This window comes from Exiguobacterium sp. s6 (genome assembly GCF_018618155.1).
Taxonomy (GTDB): Bacteria; Bacillota; Bacilli; order Exiguobacteriales; family Exiguobacteriaceae; genus Exiguobacterium; species Exiguobacterium mexicanum_A.
Genome location: NZ_JACSLN010000001.1, coordinates 317,031 through 334,303, shown reverse-complemented (window position 1 = coordinate 334,303; position 17,273 = coordinate 317,031). Strand labels below are relative to the sequence as shown.

At 54.0% G+C, this 17,273-nt stretch carries 17 protein-coding genes; 11 read left to right on the top strand and 6 right to left on the bottom strand.

Going from position 1 to position 17,273, the window contains the following annotated elements; genetic code table 11:
* Window positions 1-178: 178 nt before the first annotated feature.
* Together KNP75_RS01845 and KNP75_RS01840 are read left to right on the top strand one after the other, a co-directional pair.
* Window positions 179-826, top strand: a complete 648-nt coding sequence (locus KNP75_RS01845; RefSeq protein WP_215189512.1) for a TVP38/TMEM64 family protein — start codon at window positions 179-181, stop codon at window positions 824-826.
* A 112-nt stretch (window positions 827-938) separates the two neighbouring features.
* Window positions 939-2,465, top strand: coding sequence for a methyl-accepting chemotaxis protein (locus tag KNP75_RS01840; protein WP_215189510.1), 1,527 nt, complete (start codon window positions 939-941; stop codon window positions 2,463-2,465).
* Window positions 2,466-2,834: 369 nt separating this feature from the next.
* Here KNP75_RS01840 and KNP75_RS01835 read toward each other — a convergent pair whose 3' ends face one another.
* Window positions 2,835-3,695 (bottom strand): SDR family oxidoreductase, encoded by an 861-nt coding sequence (locus tag KNP75_RS01835; RefSeq protein ID WP_215189508.1) that lies wholly within the window; start codon window positions 3,693-3,695, stop codon window positions 2,835-2,837.
* A 148-nt stretch (window positions 3,696-3,843) separates the two neighbouring features.
* Here KNP75_RS01835 and KNP75_RS01830 point away from each other — a divergent pair, with 148 nt between their 5' ends.
* Window positions 3,844-4,278: an Rrf2 family transcriptional regulator gene (locus tag KNP75_RS01830; protein ID WP_058764740.1), complete on the top strand. Its 435-nt coding sequence runs from the start codon at window positions 3,844-3,846 to the stop codon at window positions 4,276-4,278.
* A gap of 22 nt (window positions 4,279-4,300) precedes the next feature.
* Here KNP75_RS01830 and KNP75_RS01825 read toward each other — a convergent pair whose 3' ends face one another.
* Window positions 4,301-5,137 (bottom strand): Cof-type HAD-IIB family hydrolase, encoded by an 837-nt coding sequence (locus KNP75_RS01825; protein WP_215189506.1) that lies wholly within the window; start codon window positions 5,135-5,137, stop codon window positions 4,301-4,303.
* Between the two features lie 145 nt (window positions 5,138-5,282).
* On the bottom strand, window positions 5,283-6,164 hold the full coding sequence (locus KNP75_RS01820) for an AraC family transcriptional regulator (RefSeq protein ID WP_034779142.1): 882 nt from the start codon (window positions 6,162-6,164) through the stop codon (window positions 5,283-5,285).
* Between the two features lie 157 nt (window positions 6,165-6,321).
* On the opposite strand from KNP75_RS01820, the gene KNP75_RS01815 reads away from it, so the two are divergent.
* The 4 genes from KNP75_RS01815 (at window position 6,322) to KNP75_RS01800 (ending at window position 8,296) form a co-directional block, all read left to right on the top strand.
* Window positions 6,322-6,567 (top strand): hypothetical protein, encoded by a 246-nt coding sequence (locus KNP75_RS01815; protein ID WP_034779144.1) that lies wholly within the window; start codon window positions 6,322-6,324, stop codon window positions 6,565-6,567.
* Between the two features lie 13 nt (window positions 6,568-6,580).
* Entirely contained in the window at window positions 6,581-7,561 is a 981-nt protein-coding gene (locus KNP75_RS01810; protein ID WP_215189505.1) for an aldo/keto reductase, read from the top strand.
* Window positions 7,562-7,690: 129 nt separating this feature from the next.
* Window positions 7,691-7,876, top strand: coding sequence for a hypothetical protein (locus tag KNP75_RS01805; protein ID WP_215189502.1), 186 nt, complete (start codon window positions 7,691-7,693; stop codon window positions 7,874-7,876).
* 216 nt (window positions 7,877-8,092) lie between these two features.
* The gene (locus tag KNP75_RS01800) at window positions 8,093-8,296 is read left to right on the top strand and encodes a hypothetical protein (RefSeq protein ID WP_215189500.1); all 204 of its coding nucleotides are present in this window, start codon (window positions 8,093-8,095) and stop codon (window positions 8,294-8,296) included.
* A 13-nt stretch (window positions 8,297-8,309) separates the two neighbouring features.
* On the opposite strand, the gene KNP75_RS01795 is transcribed toward KNP75_RS01800, so the two are convergent.
* The gene (locus tag KNP75_RS01795) at window positions 8,310-8,813 is read right to left on the bottom strand and encodes a DUF305 domain-containing protein (protein ID WP_215189498.1); all 504 of its coding nucleotides are present in this window, start codon (window positions 8,811-8,813) and stop codon (window positions 8,310-8,312) included.
* Between the two features lie 175 nt (window positions 8,814-8,988).
* Between KNP75_RS01795 and KNP75_RS01790 the strand changes: the two genes are divergently transcribed.
* Genes KNP75_RS01790 through KNP75_RS01780 form a run of 3 tightly spaced genes read left to right on the top strand, consistent with a single transcriptional unit; the run spans window position 8,989 to window position 12,560 of the window.
* Window positions 8,989-10,437: a UDP-N-acetylmuramoyl-L-alanyl-D-glutamate--2,6-diaminopimelate ligase gene (locus KNP75_RS01790; protein ID WP_215189496.1), complete on the top strand. Its 1,449-nt coding sequence runs from the start codon at window positions 8,989-8,991 to the stop codon at window positions 10,435-10,437.
* Window positions 10,438-10,491: 54 nt separating this feature from the next.
* Complete coding sequence (locus tag KNP75_RS01785; protein ID WP_138858806.1) at window positions 10,492-11,169, top strand: response regulator transcription factor; 678 nt, start codon at window positions 10,492-10,494, stop codon at window positions 11,167-11,169.
* Complete coding sequence (locus tag KNP75_RS01780; RefSeq protein ID WP_215189494.1) at window positions 11,166-12,560, top strand: sensor histidine kinase; 1,395 nt, start codon at window positions 11,166-11,168, stop codon at window positions 12,558-12,560. The genes KNP75_RS01785 and KNP75_RS01780 overlap by 4 nt, the downstream gene beginning before the upstream one ends.
* A gap of 37 nt (window positions 12,561-12,597) precedes the next feature.
* Here the strand turns inward: KNP75_RS01780 and KNP75_RS01775 are convergent, their stop codons facing one another.
* Both KNP75_RS01775 and KNP75_RS01770 read right to left on the bottom strand, forming a co-directional pair.
* The gene (locus KNP75_RS01775; protein ID WP_215189492.1) at window positions 12,598-13,554 is read right to left on the bottom strand and encodes a F510_1955 family glycosylhydrolase; all 957 of its coding nucleotides are present in this window, start codon (window positions 13,552-13,554) and stop codon (window positions 12,598-12,600) included.
* 59 nt (window positions 13,555-13,613) lie between these two features.
* Complete coding sequence (locus KNP75_RS01770) at window positions 13,614-15,470, bottom strand: heavy metal translocating P-type ATPase (protein WP_483299393.1); 1,857 nt, start codon at window positions 15,468-15,470, stop codon at window positions 13,614-13,616.
* 283 nt (window positions 15,471-15,753) lie between these two features.
* Here KNP75_RS01770 and KNP75_RS01765 point away from each other — a divergent pair, with 283 nt between their 5' ends.
* Window positions 15,754-17,253, top strand: a complete 1,500-nt coding sequence (locus KNP75_RS01765) for a multicopper oxidase family protein (RefSeq protein ID WP_084592870.1) — start codon at window positions 15,754-15,756, stop codon at window positions 17,251-17,253.
* Window positions 17,254-17,273 lie beyond the last annotated feature (20 nt).

Genomic DNA, 17,273 nt, shown 5'->3' with positions numbered 1-17,273 from the left:
GGAAAGCAGGTTCACGTGAAGCGTGATCGCACATGCGTTGACCTAAGTTTCCATTTTCAGCGCCGTTACCTGCTTATCAGCACATTCAGCACCCATTTGTAAGCTGGCTCACCTTCATTCAGACGAAAAATGCGCTACGATAAATAAAAGAATGATCGATACGAAAGGAATGATTCCCGTGCCACGCTGGCTCAAACTCAGTCTCATGCTCGCCGTGTTCGGGAGCATCTTCTATATCACGCACTTCCATTATGAGCTTCGCCCGTCTGACGTCCGTGACGTCGTCTTGTCGTTCGGCTGGTGGGGTCCGGTCGTCTTCTTCCTCATCTATGCGATTGGCCCAATCATCTTCTTGCCGACATCCGTGCTGTCACTCGGGGCCGGTCTCGCCTTCGGGGTGTGGCCCGGTGTCCTCTATATCTTGTTCGGGGCGACGGCGGCGGCCGTGACCGGGTACGTCATGGCCCGACTGTTCGGCCGTTCCGTGCTCAAGGTCGAGAGCTATCCGTGGTCGGAGAAGCTGTTCACGCAGATGGAGCAACGTGGCTTCCTATACGTGTTCGTCTTGCGGCTCATCCCGCTCGTCAGCTTCGATTTACTCAGTTACGCCGGCGGCATTGCCAAAGTCAAATTCAAGTCGTTTATCCTGGCGACCGTGCTCGGCATGATTCCAGGGACGCTCGCCTACAGTTTTCTCGGGGCGAGTCTAGCCTCGGGAAGCATCACCTTGATCGTCATCGCCGCCCTCGTCTTCGTCACGTTGATCGGCGTCACCTACTATTTCCGCGAACCCGTCAAACGGTGGCTCGGGCTCACGTCAGACTAGAGAAGCGCATCCGCTTCTCTTTTTTTGTGTCGGCGTGTAAAAACGATAAACATTCGTGCCAATCGGACGATACTCTAGTAGCAATATCGACCTATTATCAGGAGGAATCTGCATGAGTTCTGAAAAACGCAATCAATTGATGCTCGTCACCACGTTCGTCATCGTCTTGACGTCTGTTATCGTCCATCTGCTCCACCGCTTCACGGATTTTGCCTATACGTACACCGTGCTCCGAAACGGTGCCGTCGGCTACGCATATCCCATCGCGACATGGGTCCTGTTTGCAGTCCCAATCGTACTATTGATCGCCATGGTCGTCAGCCAGCGCGTAAAACCACATCTTTTCCCGTACTTGATGATGCTGACGCTCACGTTTTCGAGCATCTCGACCGTCGCCGGCGGGCAAGGGCTCGTCGAGTATCACTTCTCGATTTTCGTCGTCTTGGCGATTCTGTCGTTCATGCGTCGCATCGACTTAATCGTCTACAGTACCGTCATCTTCGCCGTGCAGCATCTGGCCGGCTATTTCTTGGTCCCCGAGATCATCTGTGGGACGGCCGACTATCCGTTCAGCTTGTTGCTCGTCCATGCGGTCTATCTCATCTTACTGAGTGCCGTGCTCATCGCGCAGATTCACTTCCGTAACCTTGAGTCGTCGCGTGTCAAAGCACAGGAAGACGAGACCCGTCGTTTGCTGAAGCAAGCCGTCACCGATGCGAGTCAACTCGTCATGACACTCAAAAACCATGCGACCGAGCTCGAGACGGCCGCCAACCAGTCGCTCGAGTCTGGAGAACAAATCGCCGTCACCGTCGATCCGATCGTCGCCCACGCGACCGAGCAAGAGACGTCGATGAACCACGGGGCCGAGGAGATTCAATCGATTCGCTCCCTCACGGCGCTCATCCAAGAACGGATGGCCCAAACAGCTGCCGCTTCGTCACGGATTGCGGCCGACGCCATCGCTGGGAACAGTGACATGCGACGGATGGAGGCGAAAGTCGAAGAAATCATCAGTGAATCGGAACGACTCGAACGCGTTGTCACGACGATGTCGAACCGATCGACCGAAATTCAAGCCATCCTGCAGCACGTCGAGACAATCAGCGACCAGACGAACATGCTCGCCTTGAACGCCTCGATTGAAGCCGCACGGGCGGGTGACGCCGGTCGTGGTTTCGCCGTCGTCGCTTCTGAGGTCGGCAAGCTCGCCGTCCAGTCCCGAGATTATGCAGCCGAGATGACCCGCGTTCTCGGTGGACTGATGGACGATACGATCGTCGTCCGCGATTCGGCACAGTTATTCAAACGCGCGACCGAGAACTGTCAAACCGTCTCGGCCGATGTGACGGCCGTGTTCCATCGTTTGACCGAAGACGTCTCTGAAATCGACGGTCAAATCAGTTCGATTCAAGAGACACGTCAACGCGTGACGTCGCAGATGGAGACGCTCGAGGCGCGCCTTGCGACGACGAAACGAGCGGCGAGCGAACTGCAGCAACAAATTCAGCACGTCGCCGCCGCGACCGAGGAACAAGTCGCCATCCAAAAAGAGTTGAGCCACATGTCGGACCGCCTCGCCTCGACCGCGAGCACGTTAGAAGACGTGACCGGTCAGCTCGAAGCCCGAGCGAACTAAAAAACAGACCGTGAATGTGGATTCGCGGTCTGTTTTTATGAATGGCTGAAGAATGAAATTTTTGCAGTCGACCGAATGACGAGTACCGATACGAGCATAAGGATGGCCGCGATTCTAAAGCCCATATCCCCGATGACATTGAATTCATATCTCAACCCGAAAAGTATTGCTAATCCGAGGACAACGGCCATTAGAAACATCATGTTTTTCATGTGATTGATCCTTCCTATGTACATCTATGATTATCCATTTATTGTTAGTATACCGGATGGGGATGACGTGTGCACAAATATGTGAAGACAAATCACTAATATTCATCAAAAAACGTCACGTTCTCGATGTTCGAAAACGTGACGTCACTATTATCGTTTATAACGTTGATACGAGCTTTTGAAGCGCCTCTTTGAGCGGCGTCACCGGACGACCGAGCACCAACTCGAAATCGTTCGACTCGACCTCGAGCGAGCCGTTGCGGATGCTGTCTTGAATGCCGACGACGATCGGAATCGCTCCTTCCGGCACCCCGGCGCCGCGCATGACGCCAGCGTAAGCGTCAGTACTCACTTCTTGGAGGGCCACTTCACGCCCGAGCACTTCACTGAGCGCCTCGACGAGTTCGGCTTGCGTATGGAGCGGACCTGACAATTCAAAGATGTCTTGTTCGAAATCGTCTGCCATCAGGACGTTCGCGATCGCTTCAGCGTAATCTTCTTGTAGCACCCAACCAACCTTCCCGTCACGGGCAGCCGTCACCCAAGGTGCACCGGCGAGCACGCCTTGGATGCTGCCAAGTTCGTTTTCTAAGTACCAGTTGTTGCGCAAAAACGCATGCGGGATCCCCGTCCGCTCGATTGCGCCTTCCGTCTCGACATGTGGCGGTGCCATCAAGTTTTGGCTCTCTGTCGCGTCGGCGAGACTCGTATAGGCGATGAACGATACGCCTGCGCGCTCGGCCGCTTCGACAGCGTTCGCATGTTGACGGATGCGCGTGTCGTTGTCCCCGTCCGCCGAGATGATGAGCAGTCGTTCGACACCTTTGAACGCTTCATCGAGCGTCTCGGGCTTGTCGAAGTCCCCATGTCGCACATCGACACCTTTCGCTTTCAGTGCTTCCGCTTTCTCCGGATTGCGGACGCTGACCGCGAGTTCACTTGCGGGTACCGACTTGAGTAACACATCGACAATTTTCGAACCGAGTTTCCCGGTTGCACCTGTGACTAAGTATTTCATAAATCATTTCCTCCTTTTAACCTGTAATTAAATCAGTTACATGTAATCATCATAGTTACAGCATCTTCGTTTGTCAATTGTTTGTTCCCTGTTATACTGAAGATGTAACCAATTCACTTACATGACTTGTGCAGAAAGGTGGTAGCCTATGTCCATCAGTAGCCGTTTCGCGGTCGGCATTCATATCTTGACGTTGATCGAGGTCAATCAGGACGGCGTCACCTCGTCTGACTTTTTGGCCGGCAGTGTGAACACGAACCCGGCTTTGATCCGAAAAATCATGGCCATGTTGAAGAAGGCCGACTTGATTGAAGTGAAGCCTGGCGTCGCCGGAGCCAAACTGACGAAAGACTTGACCGAGATTTCGCTCTATGACGTCTATCGCGCCGTCAGTGTCGTCGAGGAGAACGAACTGTTCAGTATCCATGACAACCCGAACCCTGCGTGCCCCGTCGGCCAACATATCCAAGCGACGATCGAACCGATTTTCATCCACGCCCAATCGGCGATGGAGTCTGTGTTGAAGCATGTGACCCTCGCCGATGTCGTGAACGATGTCGCCACGAAAAGCCAAGCCACCTGAAGAGAGGTTGCTTGGCTTTTTTTCAGATGAGTCGATATTTTTTGAAGCTATTCGCGAGCCCGTCTTGATCACACGCATCCGTCACGTCGTCCGCGACACGCTTGACCTCGGGTTTGGCGTTGCCCATGGCGACACCGACCTCGACGTATTCGAGCATCTCGATGTCGTTCAACCCGTCTCCGTAGGCGAACGTCTGCGCTCGCTCCAACCCTAGATGTTCGAGCAACGTCGCAATCGCCGTCGCTTTATTGACGCCCGGGATGGACAGCTCCCCACTGTTGGCCCCGAATACGGCGACCGTGCTCGGGATGACGGTGAAGCGGGATGCGAACTCTTGCTCGATGACGTCGAGCGGGACGGATGAGCCGAGGAACGAGATTTTGTTCACATCGGGACGGACGAGGTCGACCCCTTCCATCATCGCGTCATGAAACGGCTTTAAACCGCGCTCGATCGTCGCGCTTGCCTCCGGATTGTTCGCCATCAACTCGTCAATCATCGTCGCCACCCGTGCCTTGGCGTTGCCGCCGGCGAACAGGCCGTCGTTCGACTCGAGATAGAAGTCGATGCCGTGTTCCGTGAAGAAGGAGATCAGGTGACTCAAATCATCGACGGAGACTTGTTGATGATACAACACTTCTTCCTCGAGCTCGATGTAGCCCCCGGCTGCCCCGATGATGCCGTCAAAGCCGACGTCGAGAATATCCGAGAACAGTTCCGCCTTCGAGCGCCCGGTCGACAAGAAGACGAGATGGCCGTTCTGTCGCGCCTGTCGGACGGCCTCCTTGGCCGATGCCGGGATGTTGCCGTGGTCATCGACGAGCGTGCCGTCGACGTCTAGAAAGATGATGTGTTGCATAATGTCCTCCTTTTTGTCCTGAACACAAGAAAAACCTAAACCAGACGCAACGTGTGCGCCCAGTTTAGGTTTTGCCTGGTCATCCAGTAACAATCCTGATGTATGTCGTTTTCCCCTCAAGCATACCGCTCGCACATTTCCTTTGTCAAAGCTGTCGTTGTTGCCGCACGTCGGCCCGTGGCGACAGCCCGAACAACCGGGCATACTCGCGGCTGAACTGCGATTGACTCTCGTAGCCGACCTGGAACGCCGCCTCGCCCACGTCCGTCGCCTGCATGAGCAACAGCCGTCTCGCCTCTTGGAGCCGTAACTGTTTTTGGAATTGGAGCGGGCTCATCGCCGTCACTTCCTTGAAATGACGGTGGAGCGTCGAGACGCTCATATTGGCGACGCGGGCCAACTCTTCACTCCGAATCGTCTCGTTGAAGTTCGCGATGATGTGGTCGATGACGCGCTTGATCCGGAACGCCTGACTCCCCTCGAACGCCAACTGCCGCAGCATCTCCCCGTTCGACCCTTGCGCCACCCAATACAGGAGCTCGCGCTTATAGAGCGGTGCGAGTGCCACATGATCCGGTGTGTCGACGAGACGGGCGAGACGGAGCGCGACATCGAACAACGCCTCGTCGGCATCGGCGATATACATGCCCCGCCTCACGTCACGCGGTTCGGTCAGCTCGACGTGCCCGACGGCATCGATCAAGTCGTCAATCGTCAACTCGAGTTTCAGCGCCACGTATGGGACGTCTGCGCTCGCTTTCGTCACTTGGCCCGTCACAGGCAAGTCGACCGAGGCGACGAGGTAATGCCCGCCTTCGTAGACGAGCCGCTCGTCGCCGAACAACATCTCTTTCCCACCCTGCAGGATTAGGCAAAATGACGGTTCATTGACGCGAGTGATCGGCTCGGTCACCATCGATTCATGGATGAACGTCATCGCCGGGACAATCGTCGGATGCACCCCGTCCCCCGGTATGTGTCGTGTGATGACGTCAATCAGTTGCAGTCGTGTCTCGATGTCGTTCACCCTCCCTCTGGATTCTCCCCTTCAGTATACGGTAGATCATTTTATTGGACGAGGCCTATCCAACCTGTTGAGAGGATTAGGCAAAAACACGACATGAACGCGCTAACGCTCGCCCCAAATCTCGCGTCATACTGGTGGCAAAGGAGGGGGAATCGACATGGAAAAGACGTATCACGTGACGGTCGAACGCGGCTTCGCGACATTGCTCACCCGTTGCGCGTATTTCGCACTTGCCCATAACGTGGTGATTCGGCTCGATTCATTCCGACTCGAACCGACGCCGGAGGCACTTGTCGAGGCGCTAGCGCTTCCGATCGGCACCCATACCGAATTACGATTGACCGTCAACGACGACAGCGCCGTGGATGAGTTCGAACGATTCCTCTCCACGTATCAACTTTGAAGGAGGCATTTTCATGGAATACGTAAAAATTGGCAATACGGGACTCGATGTCTCAAGGCTCTGTCTTGGTTGTATGGGCTTTGGCGACGCGAACCGATGGATTCACGACTGGGTACTCGATGAGGCGGCGACTCGCCCAATCATCAAACAAGCGCTCGACCTCGGTATCAACTTTTTTGACACGGCGAACATCTACTCGAAAGGCACGAGCGAGGAATACGTCGGACGTGCGCTTCGGGATTATGCGAACCGGGACGAGATCGTACTCGCAACAAAAGTTCACGGTCGAATGCACGACGGTCCGAACGGCGGCGGCTTGTCGAGGAAGGCGATTCTGTCGGAAATCGACCATAGCCTGAAACGGCTCGGCACCGATTACGTCGATCTGTATATCATCCACCGCTGGGACTATGACACACCGATCGAAGAGACGATGGAGGCGCTCCATGACGTCGTCAAATCCGGGAAGGCCCGCTATATCGGTGCATCGGCGATGTACGCCTGGCAGTTCCAAAAAGCGCTCCACGTGGCGGAACGGAACAACTGGACCCGGTTCGTGTCGATGCAAAATCACTTGAACTTGATTTATCGGGAAGAAGAACGTGAAATGTTGCCGCTTTGTCGGGAAGAGAAAATTGGGGTCACACCGTACAGTCCGCTCGCCTCAGGACGTCTGACCCGCGACCTATCGACCGTGACCCACCGCTCCGAGACGGACGTGATTCAACGTTCGAAGTATGACGCGACGATGGACGCCGACCGGCTCATCATCGAGCGGGTCGCCGCCATCGCTGAGACGCGGGGGATCACTCGTACCCAAGTCGCCCTCGCCTGGCTCCTTCAAAAAGACACGGTCACGTCTCCAATCATCGGCGCCACGAAGGCACATCATTTGGACGAAGCCGTCGGTGCATTGACCGTCACGCTAACGGCGGACGAGATTGCTTCACTCGAAGAACCGTACGTGCCGCATGCGGTCGTCGGTGCGTTATGATCAATATCACTTTGATTTTTTCCGAGCTAACAATATGTGAAAATAAGTTCTTTCGACCTTGAAAGTTTATCCTTCTTGAAAATTGGTTAACCCTTTACTAAAGACCTGTTACGAGGAGGAATTAGACTTATGTCTGATCACAAACAAAACGGTAAGTATGACCACATCATTGACCACGTTGCAGCCAAGGCGAAAGAAATAACCGGGAAAATGAATGATGACAAATCGACTCATCAACGCAACGACGGCCATTCCGACTCTTTAGCGGACAAAGTCAAAGGCGTTCTGAATCAATTCCAAAAGCCTAAAAAGTGAGGAATCGGGACTGGAACAAAGCGATCCGTTTTCAAGAGCACTAATTATGGACAGACGAGACCACCTTGAGCGAATCGCTAAGGAGACGCGCTAACCTCTCAGGTGAATCACATCTCGAATGTAGATGAACCGGTCGTCTAGCCAACAAACTAAACCGAGGCGCTCGCCTCGGTTTTTTTCTTATGTATACTGGAGGAAAATGCTTTAGGAAGACTCATGGAATATTCCACACTTGAATTAACCGAAGCGAAACGTCAAATCGATTCAATCCTCCACAAACTGAACGAGACGGTAAAAACGCTCGAAGCAAAAGACGAACCCGCCCGTTACAAGGCGCAACTGACGCTCGCCAAACGTCGCATTCAGGCGTTGACGATTGCCGTCGACTTGATTGAGACACAACTCCCTACCGACACATGACAAAAGCGGCCGATCATTCGGCCGCTGTTGTTTGCGCTTCGGCTTCTTCAGCCGCCTTCGCTTCCTCTTCTTCTTGTTCTAGCTCTTCGATCAATCGCTTCATCTCGGCGATTTCTCGTTCTTGCGCTTTGATGATCTCTTCTGACAACTGTTTCACGCGCGGGTCTTCGATTTCCGCTCGTTCGCTCGTCAAAATGGCGATGGAGTGGTGCGGAATCATCGCTCGCATCCAACTGACGTCATCGACCGTCGTCTGGCTCCGGACGAGCCATAACGACAAGCCGAAGACGAGCGCGCTCACGCCTAAGATGACGGCGTTCAACTTCTTGTTCTTGTACATGCCCCACATGAACAGCAACATGACGAACGCCATGACCGAGCCCATGATGAGCGCCATGTACAGACGCGTCTGACTGAAGAAGATGTGGTCGAGTTGGAACACGTTCAAATACATGAGCCAGTACATGAGGAACGTCGACACAAGAATCATCACTCCGAATTTCGCATAAGGTTTCATTGTTCTCTCCTGCCTTTCTATTTATTTGCTTCTACGTATTCCTTTGCCTATTCTTTTTTCGTTAAAACCCCATGATTCATCTAGTCGAGCGAGCGTTCCTACCATTTCACTTCTTTTTCACAAACAGGGGCTATACTGTCAAAATGGACTTTGCCGACAAAGGAGACATCAAGACGTGTTAAAAAACCTGCAAGACCTGTTGACAGAGCTGAAACAGCTTGTGACATGGACGTATTTAGACAATCCTGCCGAAACGATGATTGAAGGCATTTCCTTCTCCTCCAAAGAAATTAAACAAAATTTTTTATTCGTCTGTATATCAGGGTATCGACGTGACGGTCATGACTACGTGAACGAGGCAATCCACAACGGGGCCGTGGCCATCATCGCCGAACGTCCGATCGAGGCCCGGGTGCCTGTCATCTACTGTAAAGATACGAAACATGCATTAGCTGAACTCGCCAGTGCGTTCTATGACCATCCATCGACGCGACTCCGTCTTCATGGCGTCACCGGGATGAACGGAAAAACGACGACGACCGCCCTGGCACATCAACTGTTCGACCAACTCGGCATATCCGCCGGCTTGATTGGCACACTCGGTATCACCTATTCCGGTCAGACGTTCGAGACACCGAACACGACACCCGATTCGCTAACCATCCACCGCCACCTCCACACCATGATCGAGGCCGGCGTGACGGATTGTCTGATCGAGGTATCTTCCCAATCCATCGCGGAGAGACGTATCGCGAACTTGTCATTCGAGACGACCTCGTTTCTCAATCTGTCGCACGACCATTTGGATTACCACGGCACGATGGAGACGTATGCGTACACGAAAGCCCAATTGTTCGCGCAATTATCGGATGTGGGTTGCGGCATCGTCAATGGTGACGACCCGTATCATGAGCTCATGCGGTCCGTCGCACCACCTCACGCGAGGCGGTTCAGGTTCAGCCGTCATTCGTCTGTAGCCGATTTAACCGGTCAGACGGAAGCTGACCGTTTTATCGTTCGTATGGACGGAGAGACGGCGTTGTCTGCGCCCCCGTTCCTAGAAGACTATAACCTCGACAACACGTTATGTGCGATCAGTATCGTCCTTCAAACGGGTGTCTCTTTAAAAGAGATTGTCCCTCACCTCTCGAACTTGAGCTTGCCGAGCGGGCGACTCGAGAAAGTGTCGGGCATCACGACACCCGTCTATATCGACTACGGACATACTCCGGATGCCATTGAAAAAGTCGTGACATCGCTAACGGCCCGTCATTCTCGTGTGCTCGTGTTACTCAGCGCCGCCGGTGAGCGAGACCGGATGAAACGTCGGATGATGACCGACGTGGTCGCTGTTTCAGGCGCCGACTTCATCTTGACCGTCCATGACCCGCGCCATGAAAATCCCCAGCAAATCCTCGACGATTTAGCGGATGGACAGTCTGCCGAACTCGCCCATTTCGACAAGCGCGAAGAAGCCATCCGTTTCTTCTGTGAGCGGATGGTAGACTATGACTGTGGGGTCCTGTTCGGGAAAGGACATGACCACGTCGAGCGCATCGAAGACCTCCTCGTGCCGTTCGACGAATCGGAGCTTGTCCGACAGTTCTTTACAAGGAGAACGTAGCACGACTCTCGAAATTGGTAGGAACGATGGACGAAAACAAAAGGAGGACAACAGATGAACATCTTGATTGTCGATGACGAAGTAAAAATGAGACGGCTCCTTCGCTTATTCCTCGAAGGGGACGGCTACACTTGCATCGAGGCCGCGGACGGACGAGAAGCCATGGAGCTGCTATCTGAACGTCCGGACTTGGTCATGTTGGATATCATGATGCCCGGTGTCGACGGGATCACGTTGTGTCGCCAAATCAAAGCACTCGACGCCGAACTACCTGTCGTCTTATTGACGGCCCGCTCGGATAGCGAGACGACGATCCGCGGATTGGACGCCGGGGCTGACGACTATGTCACGAAACCGTTCGAAGGCAACGTGTTGTTGGCCCGGATTCGCGCAGTGTTACGACGGAGCCGCGTCACGAATGTGAATTATGGACAATTGCGCTATGAAGAAGCGAGCGGACGCATCCTGTATCAAGAACAAGAAGTCGTCATGACGCCGAAAGCGACGGCCATCTTAAAGTTGTTTCTGCAACATCCGAACCGGTTGTACAACCGGATGGATTTATATGACTTGGTATGGCCTTATTCGTCCGAATCGGACCCGCGCACGGTCGACGCCCATATCCGTATGATTCGCGACAAACTCGGCGAGGCCGGCTTCCCGATTGACGATTATTTGAAGACGGTGTGGGGACGCGGCTATCGCTGGACCGAGGAGCGGTCGGACTCATGACATTCCGACGCAATAGCCTCCCGTTCCGAATCAGTCTGATTTTTTTATTGACGACGTTATTGATTGAAGGTGTCTTGTTCTTATTGCTCTACCATACGCTCCTCGGTGAACGTGTTGTCGAAGAAATCGACCGGCTCGAATCGAGAGCGGAAAGCCATGCGAGCGTACTGGCGATGAGTTTTGATGAAGAGACGATTGGCCACGTCGCGACGATGGAGAGCGAGACCGATACGAAAGTCGCCATCACCGCTCCCGACCACTCGATTCTACAGACATCCAACCGCTTCCCCGACCCGCTCTCGGTGCTCGTCCAAACGGAAGCGGACCGAGGGGATGCCGATGTGACGACCATCCTCGAAGACGATTGGGAGAACGAACCGTATCTCGCAGTACGGACCCCGATTGATGCGATGGAAAATGCCACCCGTTACGGGTATGTGTATATGTTTCTACCGACCGAGATCATTCATGGCATCAGCCATCGGCTCCAACTCCGGTTTCTTTATATCACCGGCATCGCCCTCGTCATCACCATCATGACGTTCGTCTTGCTGAGCCGGTTGATTTCAAACCCGATTCAGCTGTTGCGCCGAGCGACCGAGGATGTCTTGACGAATCCCGAAACGTTGACCCTGCCGACGTCTCGAGAAGATGAGATCGGCGAGTTGGCCCGTTCAATTGAAGCGATGTCGCTTGAACTGGATCGTCTCCGGAAAGAACGAAATCAGTTCTTGTCGGACCTCGCCCACGAGATTAAAACGCCGCTCACGTATCTGCAAGGATATGCCGAAATCGCATCCAAACCGCAGACGCCAGAGTCGTTAAAAGAACAGTCGATTCAGACGATTCTCGAAGAGAGCCAAGCGTTGACCGAGCTCGTCGAGAACGCGTTCCAGCTCGCCCAGTTGGACGAGAACACGTTCACGTTGCATCGCGAACCCGTGGCCGTCGATGCGCTCTGCGACGATTTGCAACGCGTGCTCACCACGATGTTCCGAGTGACACCGATCGCGTTTGCTAGTAGCACCGATTGCTCCTCCAAGGACGTCGTCTTACAGTTAGATCGACATCGCATCTTACAAGTGTTCCGCTCCATCGCCCACAACGCGATTCAACATAGCGAGGCACGCCACGTCCGATTCGATATGCAACTTACGGATGAAGCACTTCACTTCACGATTCAAGACGATGGGAAAGGTATCCCTCAAGAAGATCTGCCTCACATCTTCGATCGCCTGTACCGGGTCGAAAAATCACGTTCCCGTCGTACGGGTGGCAGTGGACTCGGGCTTGCCATCGCCCATCAAATCATCCGGTTGCATGATGGTACGTTGACCGTCGCCTCTGATTCATCTGGGACGATGTTCACCATCACTCTTCCGCCCCACTAAAAAAATCCGGCACCTGAGCTCAGGCGCCGGATTTTTTTCATTTCACTTTCCCTGCTTGCAACAGTTGCGTCCATTCCTCGTCTTCAAAGACGTACACACTGTTATCCGATGTCGCTAGCAACAATCGTTCTGCTTCCATCACGAGTTCAATCGGGACGTTGTCACCGTTCATCGACGGCAAGTCGACGGACGTCTCCGTCTCGTCGGTCAAATCAGAGACGACCAATTCAAACGAAGCGTCCTGTTCAGTGATGTACGCCAGTCGTCCTTTTGCCGTGGCCATGGTGACGATATTCCCTTGATCATTGAACGGTTCGAACGTATCTCCCCCGTCGTCTGAAACGAGGATGCCATCCGGTCCATAGACGAAGACACGTTTCGCTTCGCTCGCATCGGCCGTGATACCGGCGATGCCACGACCTTCGATCCCGTCCATCTTCATCGGCTCAAACGAGACACCGCCGTCGAGCGAACGATAAAAACCTGGCGCGAGCTCTTTTGTCGCTTGTTCTAAATACACGTAAAGGCTCTCGGATTCGAAGCCCGCACTCATATAGTGAAAATCGGCCTCGCCCTCTAGCGAACGAATTTCGAGCGTCTCGCCTTTCTCGGTTCCACGGACGACGCCGAGCGGATTCTTATACGGCGAATCCTGCGCCGGGTGACCGCTCGCGTAAAAGCCGTCCGCGACGAGCTCAAAGCCCATATAGTCATGCCGGTTCGACGACAACTCGTACCAGCCGTCTTCCCTGAATTCCATCAGTCCCGTATGCGTCGCGATGACCGGGCGTCCGTCTTGCCAAAAACCGGCACCGTGAATATGGGAGACTTCGGTGCCTGCTGCTGTCGCTTCCCAGCGGTCTGTCGTCTGTTCCGTTGTCGATTTCTCTTTCTCAACAACCGGTGCAGTGGTCTGATCCTCTGTCGGATCCGCACCGCACGAGGCAAGTAATACGGTCGTCACGAACATCGGTACGAATAGCTTTCGTTTCATTCTAGTTCCCTCCATCTTTAGCATCCTACTCATTATAGAGACTAAAGATGAAAGAATTGTTAAAACTTGAGCTTCCGGGCATTGAGCGCGACGATGACCGTACTGAGGCTCATGAGCACCGCACCGACGGCCGGTGACAAGATGAGGCCGAGCGGTGCCAACACGCCCGCTGCGAGCGGGATGGCGACGATGTTATAGCCGGCGGCCCACCACAGATTCTGAATCATCTTGTTGTACGTGTTGCGAGACAAGTCGAGAATCGATAGCACGTCTTTCGGGTTGCTCCGGACAAGGACGATATCGGCCGTCTCGACAGCGACGTCGGTCCCGCTCCCGATGGCGATCCCGACATCCGCTTGGGCCAAGGCCGGTGCGTCGTTGATGCCGTCCCCGACCATCGCCACTTTGCTGCCATCGGCTTGGACGGTTTGGACTTGCCGTGATTTATCATCCGGTAGCACTTCTGCGTACACTTCATCGATGTGAAGTTGCGAGGCGACCCAGTTCGCCACTTTCCGGTTATCCCCGGTGAGCATAATCGAGCGGACACCGCGCTCTCTCAACGCTCGGACCGTCTCTTTCGCCTCATCGCGAACCATGTCCGCCAAGGCGATCATGCCGACCAATTCCCCGTCGCGAATCGTGAAGACGACGGTCTTCCCGGCGGCCGATAACTGATCAAATGCCGTTTCATCGATCGATAGCTCGTGCTCGCGAATAAAACGAGGACTGACGACTTGAACGTGTGCCCCATTCACGCGACCTTCTAGACCGACGCCCGTGATGGAGGCGAAATCGACGACCTCAGGTAACGTCAAACCTCGCTCTTCCGCTTCACGAAGAATCCCTCGTGCGAGCGGATGTTGCGAGGCCGTCTCGACGGCGGCAGCCAGACGCAACACTTCATCGTTCGTATACGAGGATGCGGCTTCAATGTCCGTCACCCCAAAATCACCTTGCGTCAGTGTGCCCGTCTTATCGAAGATGACCGCATCGAGATGACGTGCCTCCTCGAACTGGGTCCGGTTCCGAATCAACAGCCCTCGTTTCGCGGATAGCGACGTCGAGACCGCCACGACAAGCGGGGACGCAAGGCCGAGCGCATGCGGACATGAGATGACCATGACGGTGACCATTCGCTCGACGGCCATACTGACCGAGTAGCCGAGAGCGAGCCAAATGACGAACGTCAGCACCCCCGCCCCGACGGCGACATAGAACAAAAGCTTGGCGGCCCGATTGGCCAGATTTTGCGTTTTCGATTTGGACTCCTGTGCTTCTTTGACCAAGTCGATGACTTTCGACAAGTATGTGCTCTCTCCCGTGCTCGTCGTTGAAATCGTCATACTTCCTTCTTGGTTGATTGACCCGGCGATGACGACATCTCCCGTTTCTTTCTCAACGGGCATCGACTCCCCGGTCAACATCGACTCATCGACCGTCGTCCGCCCTTTCAGCAGTTCCCCGTCGACAGGGATCTGCTCGCCCGGTTTGACGAGAATCAAATCCCCCGCAGCGAGCGCCGAGACGGGAACGTCTTCGATATCACTCCCGTTGATGCGGTGCGCCACACTCGGTAATAGACGAACGAGCTGTTGCAACGCGTTCGAGGCACCCATGATGGAGCGCATCTCAATCCAATGCCCGAGCAACATGATCACGATCAACGTCGCCAACTCCCAAAAGAAGTCATGTCCATGCCCATACCCGAACACGATAGCGACACTATAGAAGTACGCGACGCTGATGGCCAGTCCAATCAGCATCATCATCCCCGGGTTTCGTTGACGCAATTCGTCGATGCTCCCTTTCAAAAACGGCCACCCTCCATAGACGTACACGATCGTCGCCAACACGAATAGCGTCTGCTTTTCATAAGTAAACGTAAGTTCGAAACCGGCCCACTCTTGAATCATGTCCGACAAGATGAGGATTGGAATCGTCAGTCCTAACGAGACGAAAAATCGACGCTTATACTCTTCAATCATCCCTTCATGTCCGCCGGCGTGCGAGTCATGCGCTTCTCCGTGTTCATGATGAGATGACGCGTGGTGTGAATGTTCCACGTTGACCACCTCCTATGTATACCATATACCCCTATGCAGTATATAAAAACTAAATTTCCCGTTTAACAAAAATTTCATAAGTTGTTGGTATAACTAAATAGGTTCTCGCTTTAACTAGAAAGGATGATGCCTTATGAACCGCGTCATGAAATGGATTATCGGGATGGTTATCGTAAGTATCGTGATTGGACTGCTCCTCCTGTTGTTCACGTTCGCTCCTGGAGGCTGGATGATGGGAAACGGATCATTCATGGGAGATCGGGACAATGGCGGCATGATGCACGGCAATGGTGGGATGGGACGTGGGAACACGATTGACCTCATCACCTCCGACGAACCAGCTCAACCGCTTCCGATTCCGAAACGGCTACAACCTGACCGCGTCACAGACGAGGCGCTTTATTATACGGTCCGCACTGAACGTGGCGAGCATCGCTTCTTCGACGAAGGCGTCAACACCGAGACGCTTGGCTATAACGGGACTTTACTCGGCCCAATGATTGAGTTGCCAGCTGGGAAGACCGTGTATATCGACACGATCAATCAGCTCGCCGAACCGACCTCTTTCCATTGGCACGGTCTCGTCATCCCTGGAGAAGAAGACGGCGGACCGCACCAACTGATTGGCCCCGGTGAGCAAAAACAAGTTCGTCTCGAGATTGACCAAGAACCGGGCACGCTTTGGTTCCATCCGCATCCGATGGGCGCAACGGCCGAACAAGTATACCTTGGTCTGGCCGGACTCTTGTACGTAACGGACCAAGCGGAGAACGGGTTGCCAAACGAGTACGGTGTCGATGACATTCCGCTCATCGTCCAAGACCGTCTCTTCACAGACGACGGACAACTCGATTACGATCGCCAGATGAACGTCGATGGGACGGTCGGCGATACGTTGATTGCGAACGGTGCCATCAATACGACGTTCGACGTGACCACGAACACGTTACGCGTCCGTCTCGTTAACGGCTCTAACGCTCGGAACATCGACTTCTCATTATCGAACGGATCGTCATTCACTCAAATCGCGACCGACGGCGGGTTGCTCGACAAACCCGTACCACTCAAAACGTTGACGCTCACACCTAGCGAACGTGCCGAGATATTAATCGACTTCTCAGACTTGTCGCTCGGAGACGATCTCGCTCTTCAAGCGGATGGGATTCCGTTCACGACGTTCACGGTGCGTGACGAGGTCGATCAAGACGGCGAATGGAGCGATGCCTTTGACGGAACGTCTGCGTCTAACGAATCAAGCGTTGCCGACCGACGCCTCACGTTGTTCGGGATGGGCAACATGGTGTCGATTGACGGCAAACAATTCGATCCCGATCGAATCGACATCAATGTCCAACAAGGTTCGACCGAGATATGGGAAATTTATAATCGAGAAGACATGATGGGCGGGATGACCCACCCGTTCCACGTCCACGGCGTCCAATTCCGGATACTTGAACGGGACGGCCAACCCCCGCCTGACAACGAACGCGGTTGGAAAGATACGGTCGCTGTCGCACCGGGCGAAAAAGTAAAAATTGAAATGACGTTTCGGGAGACAGGGACGTTCATGTATCACTGCCACATCCTGGAACATGAAGAAAACGGGATGATGGGACAGTTGAAAGTAAACTAATCACACGTTAATTGGAGGGA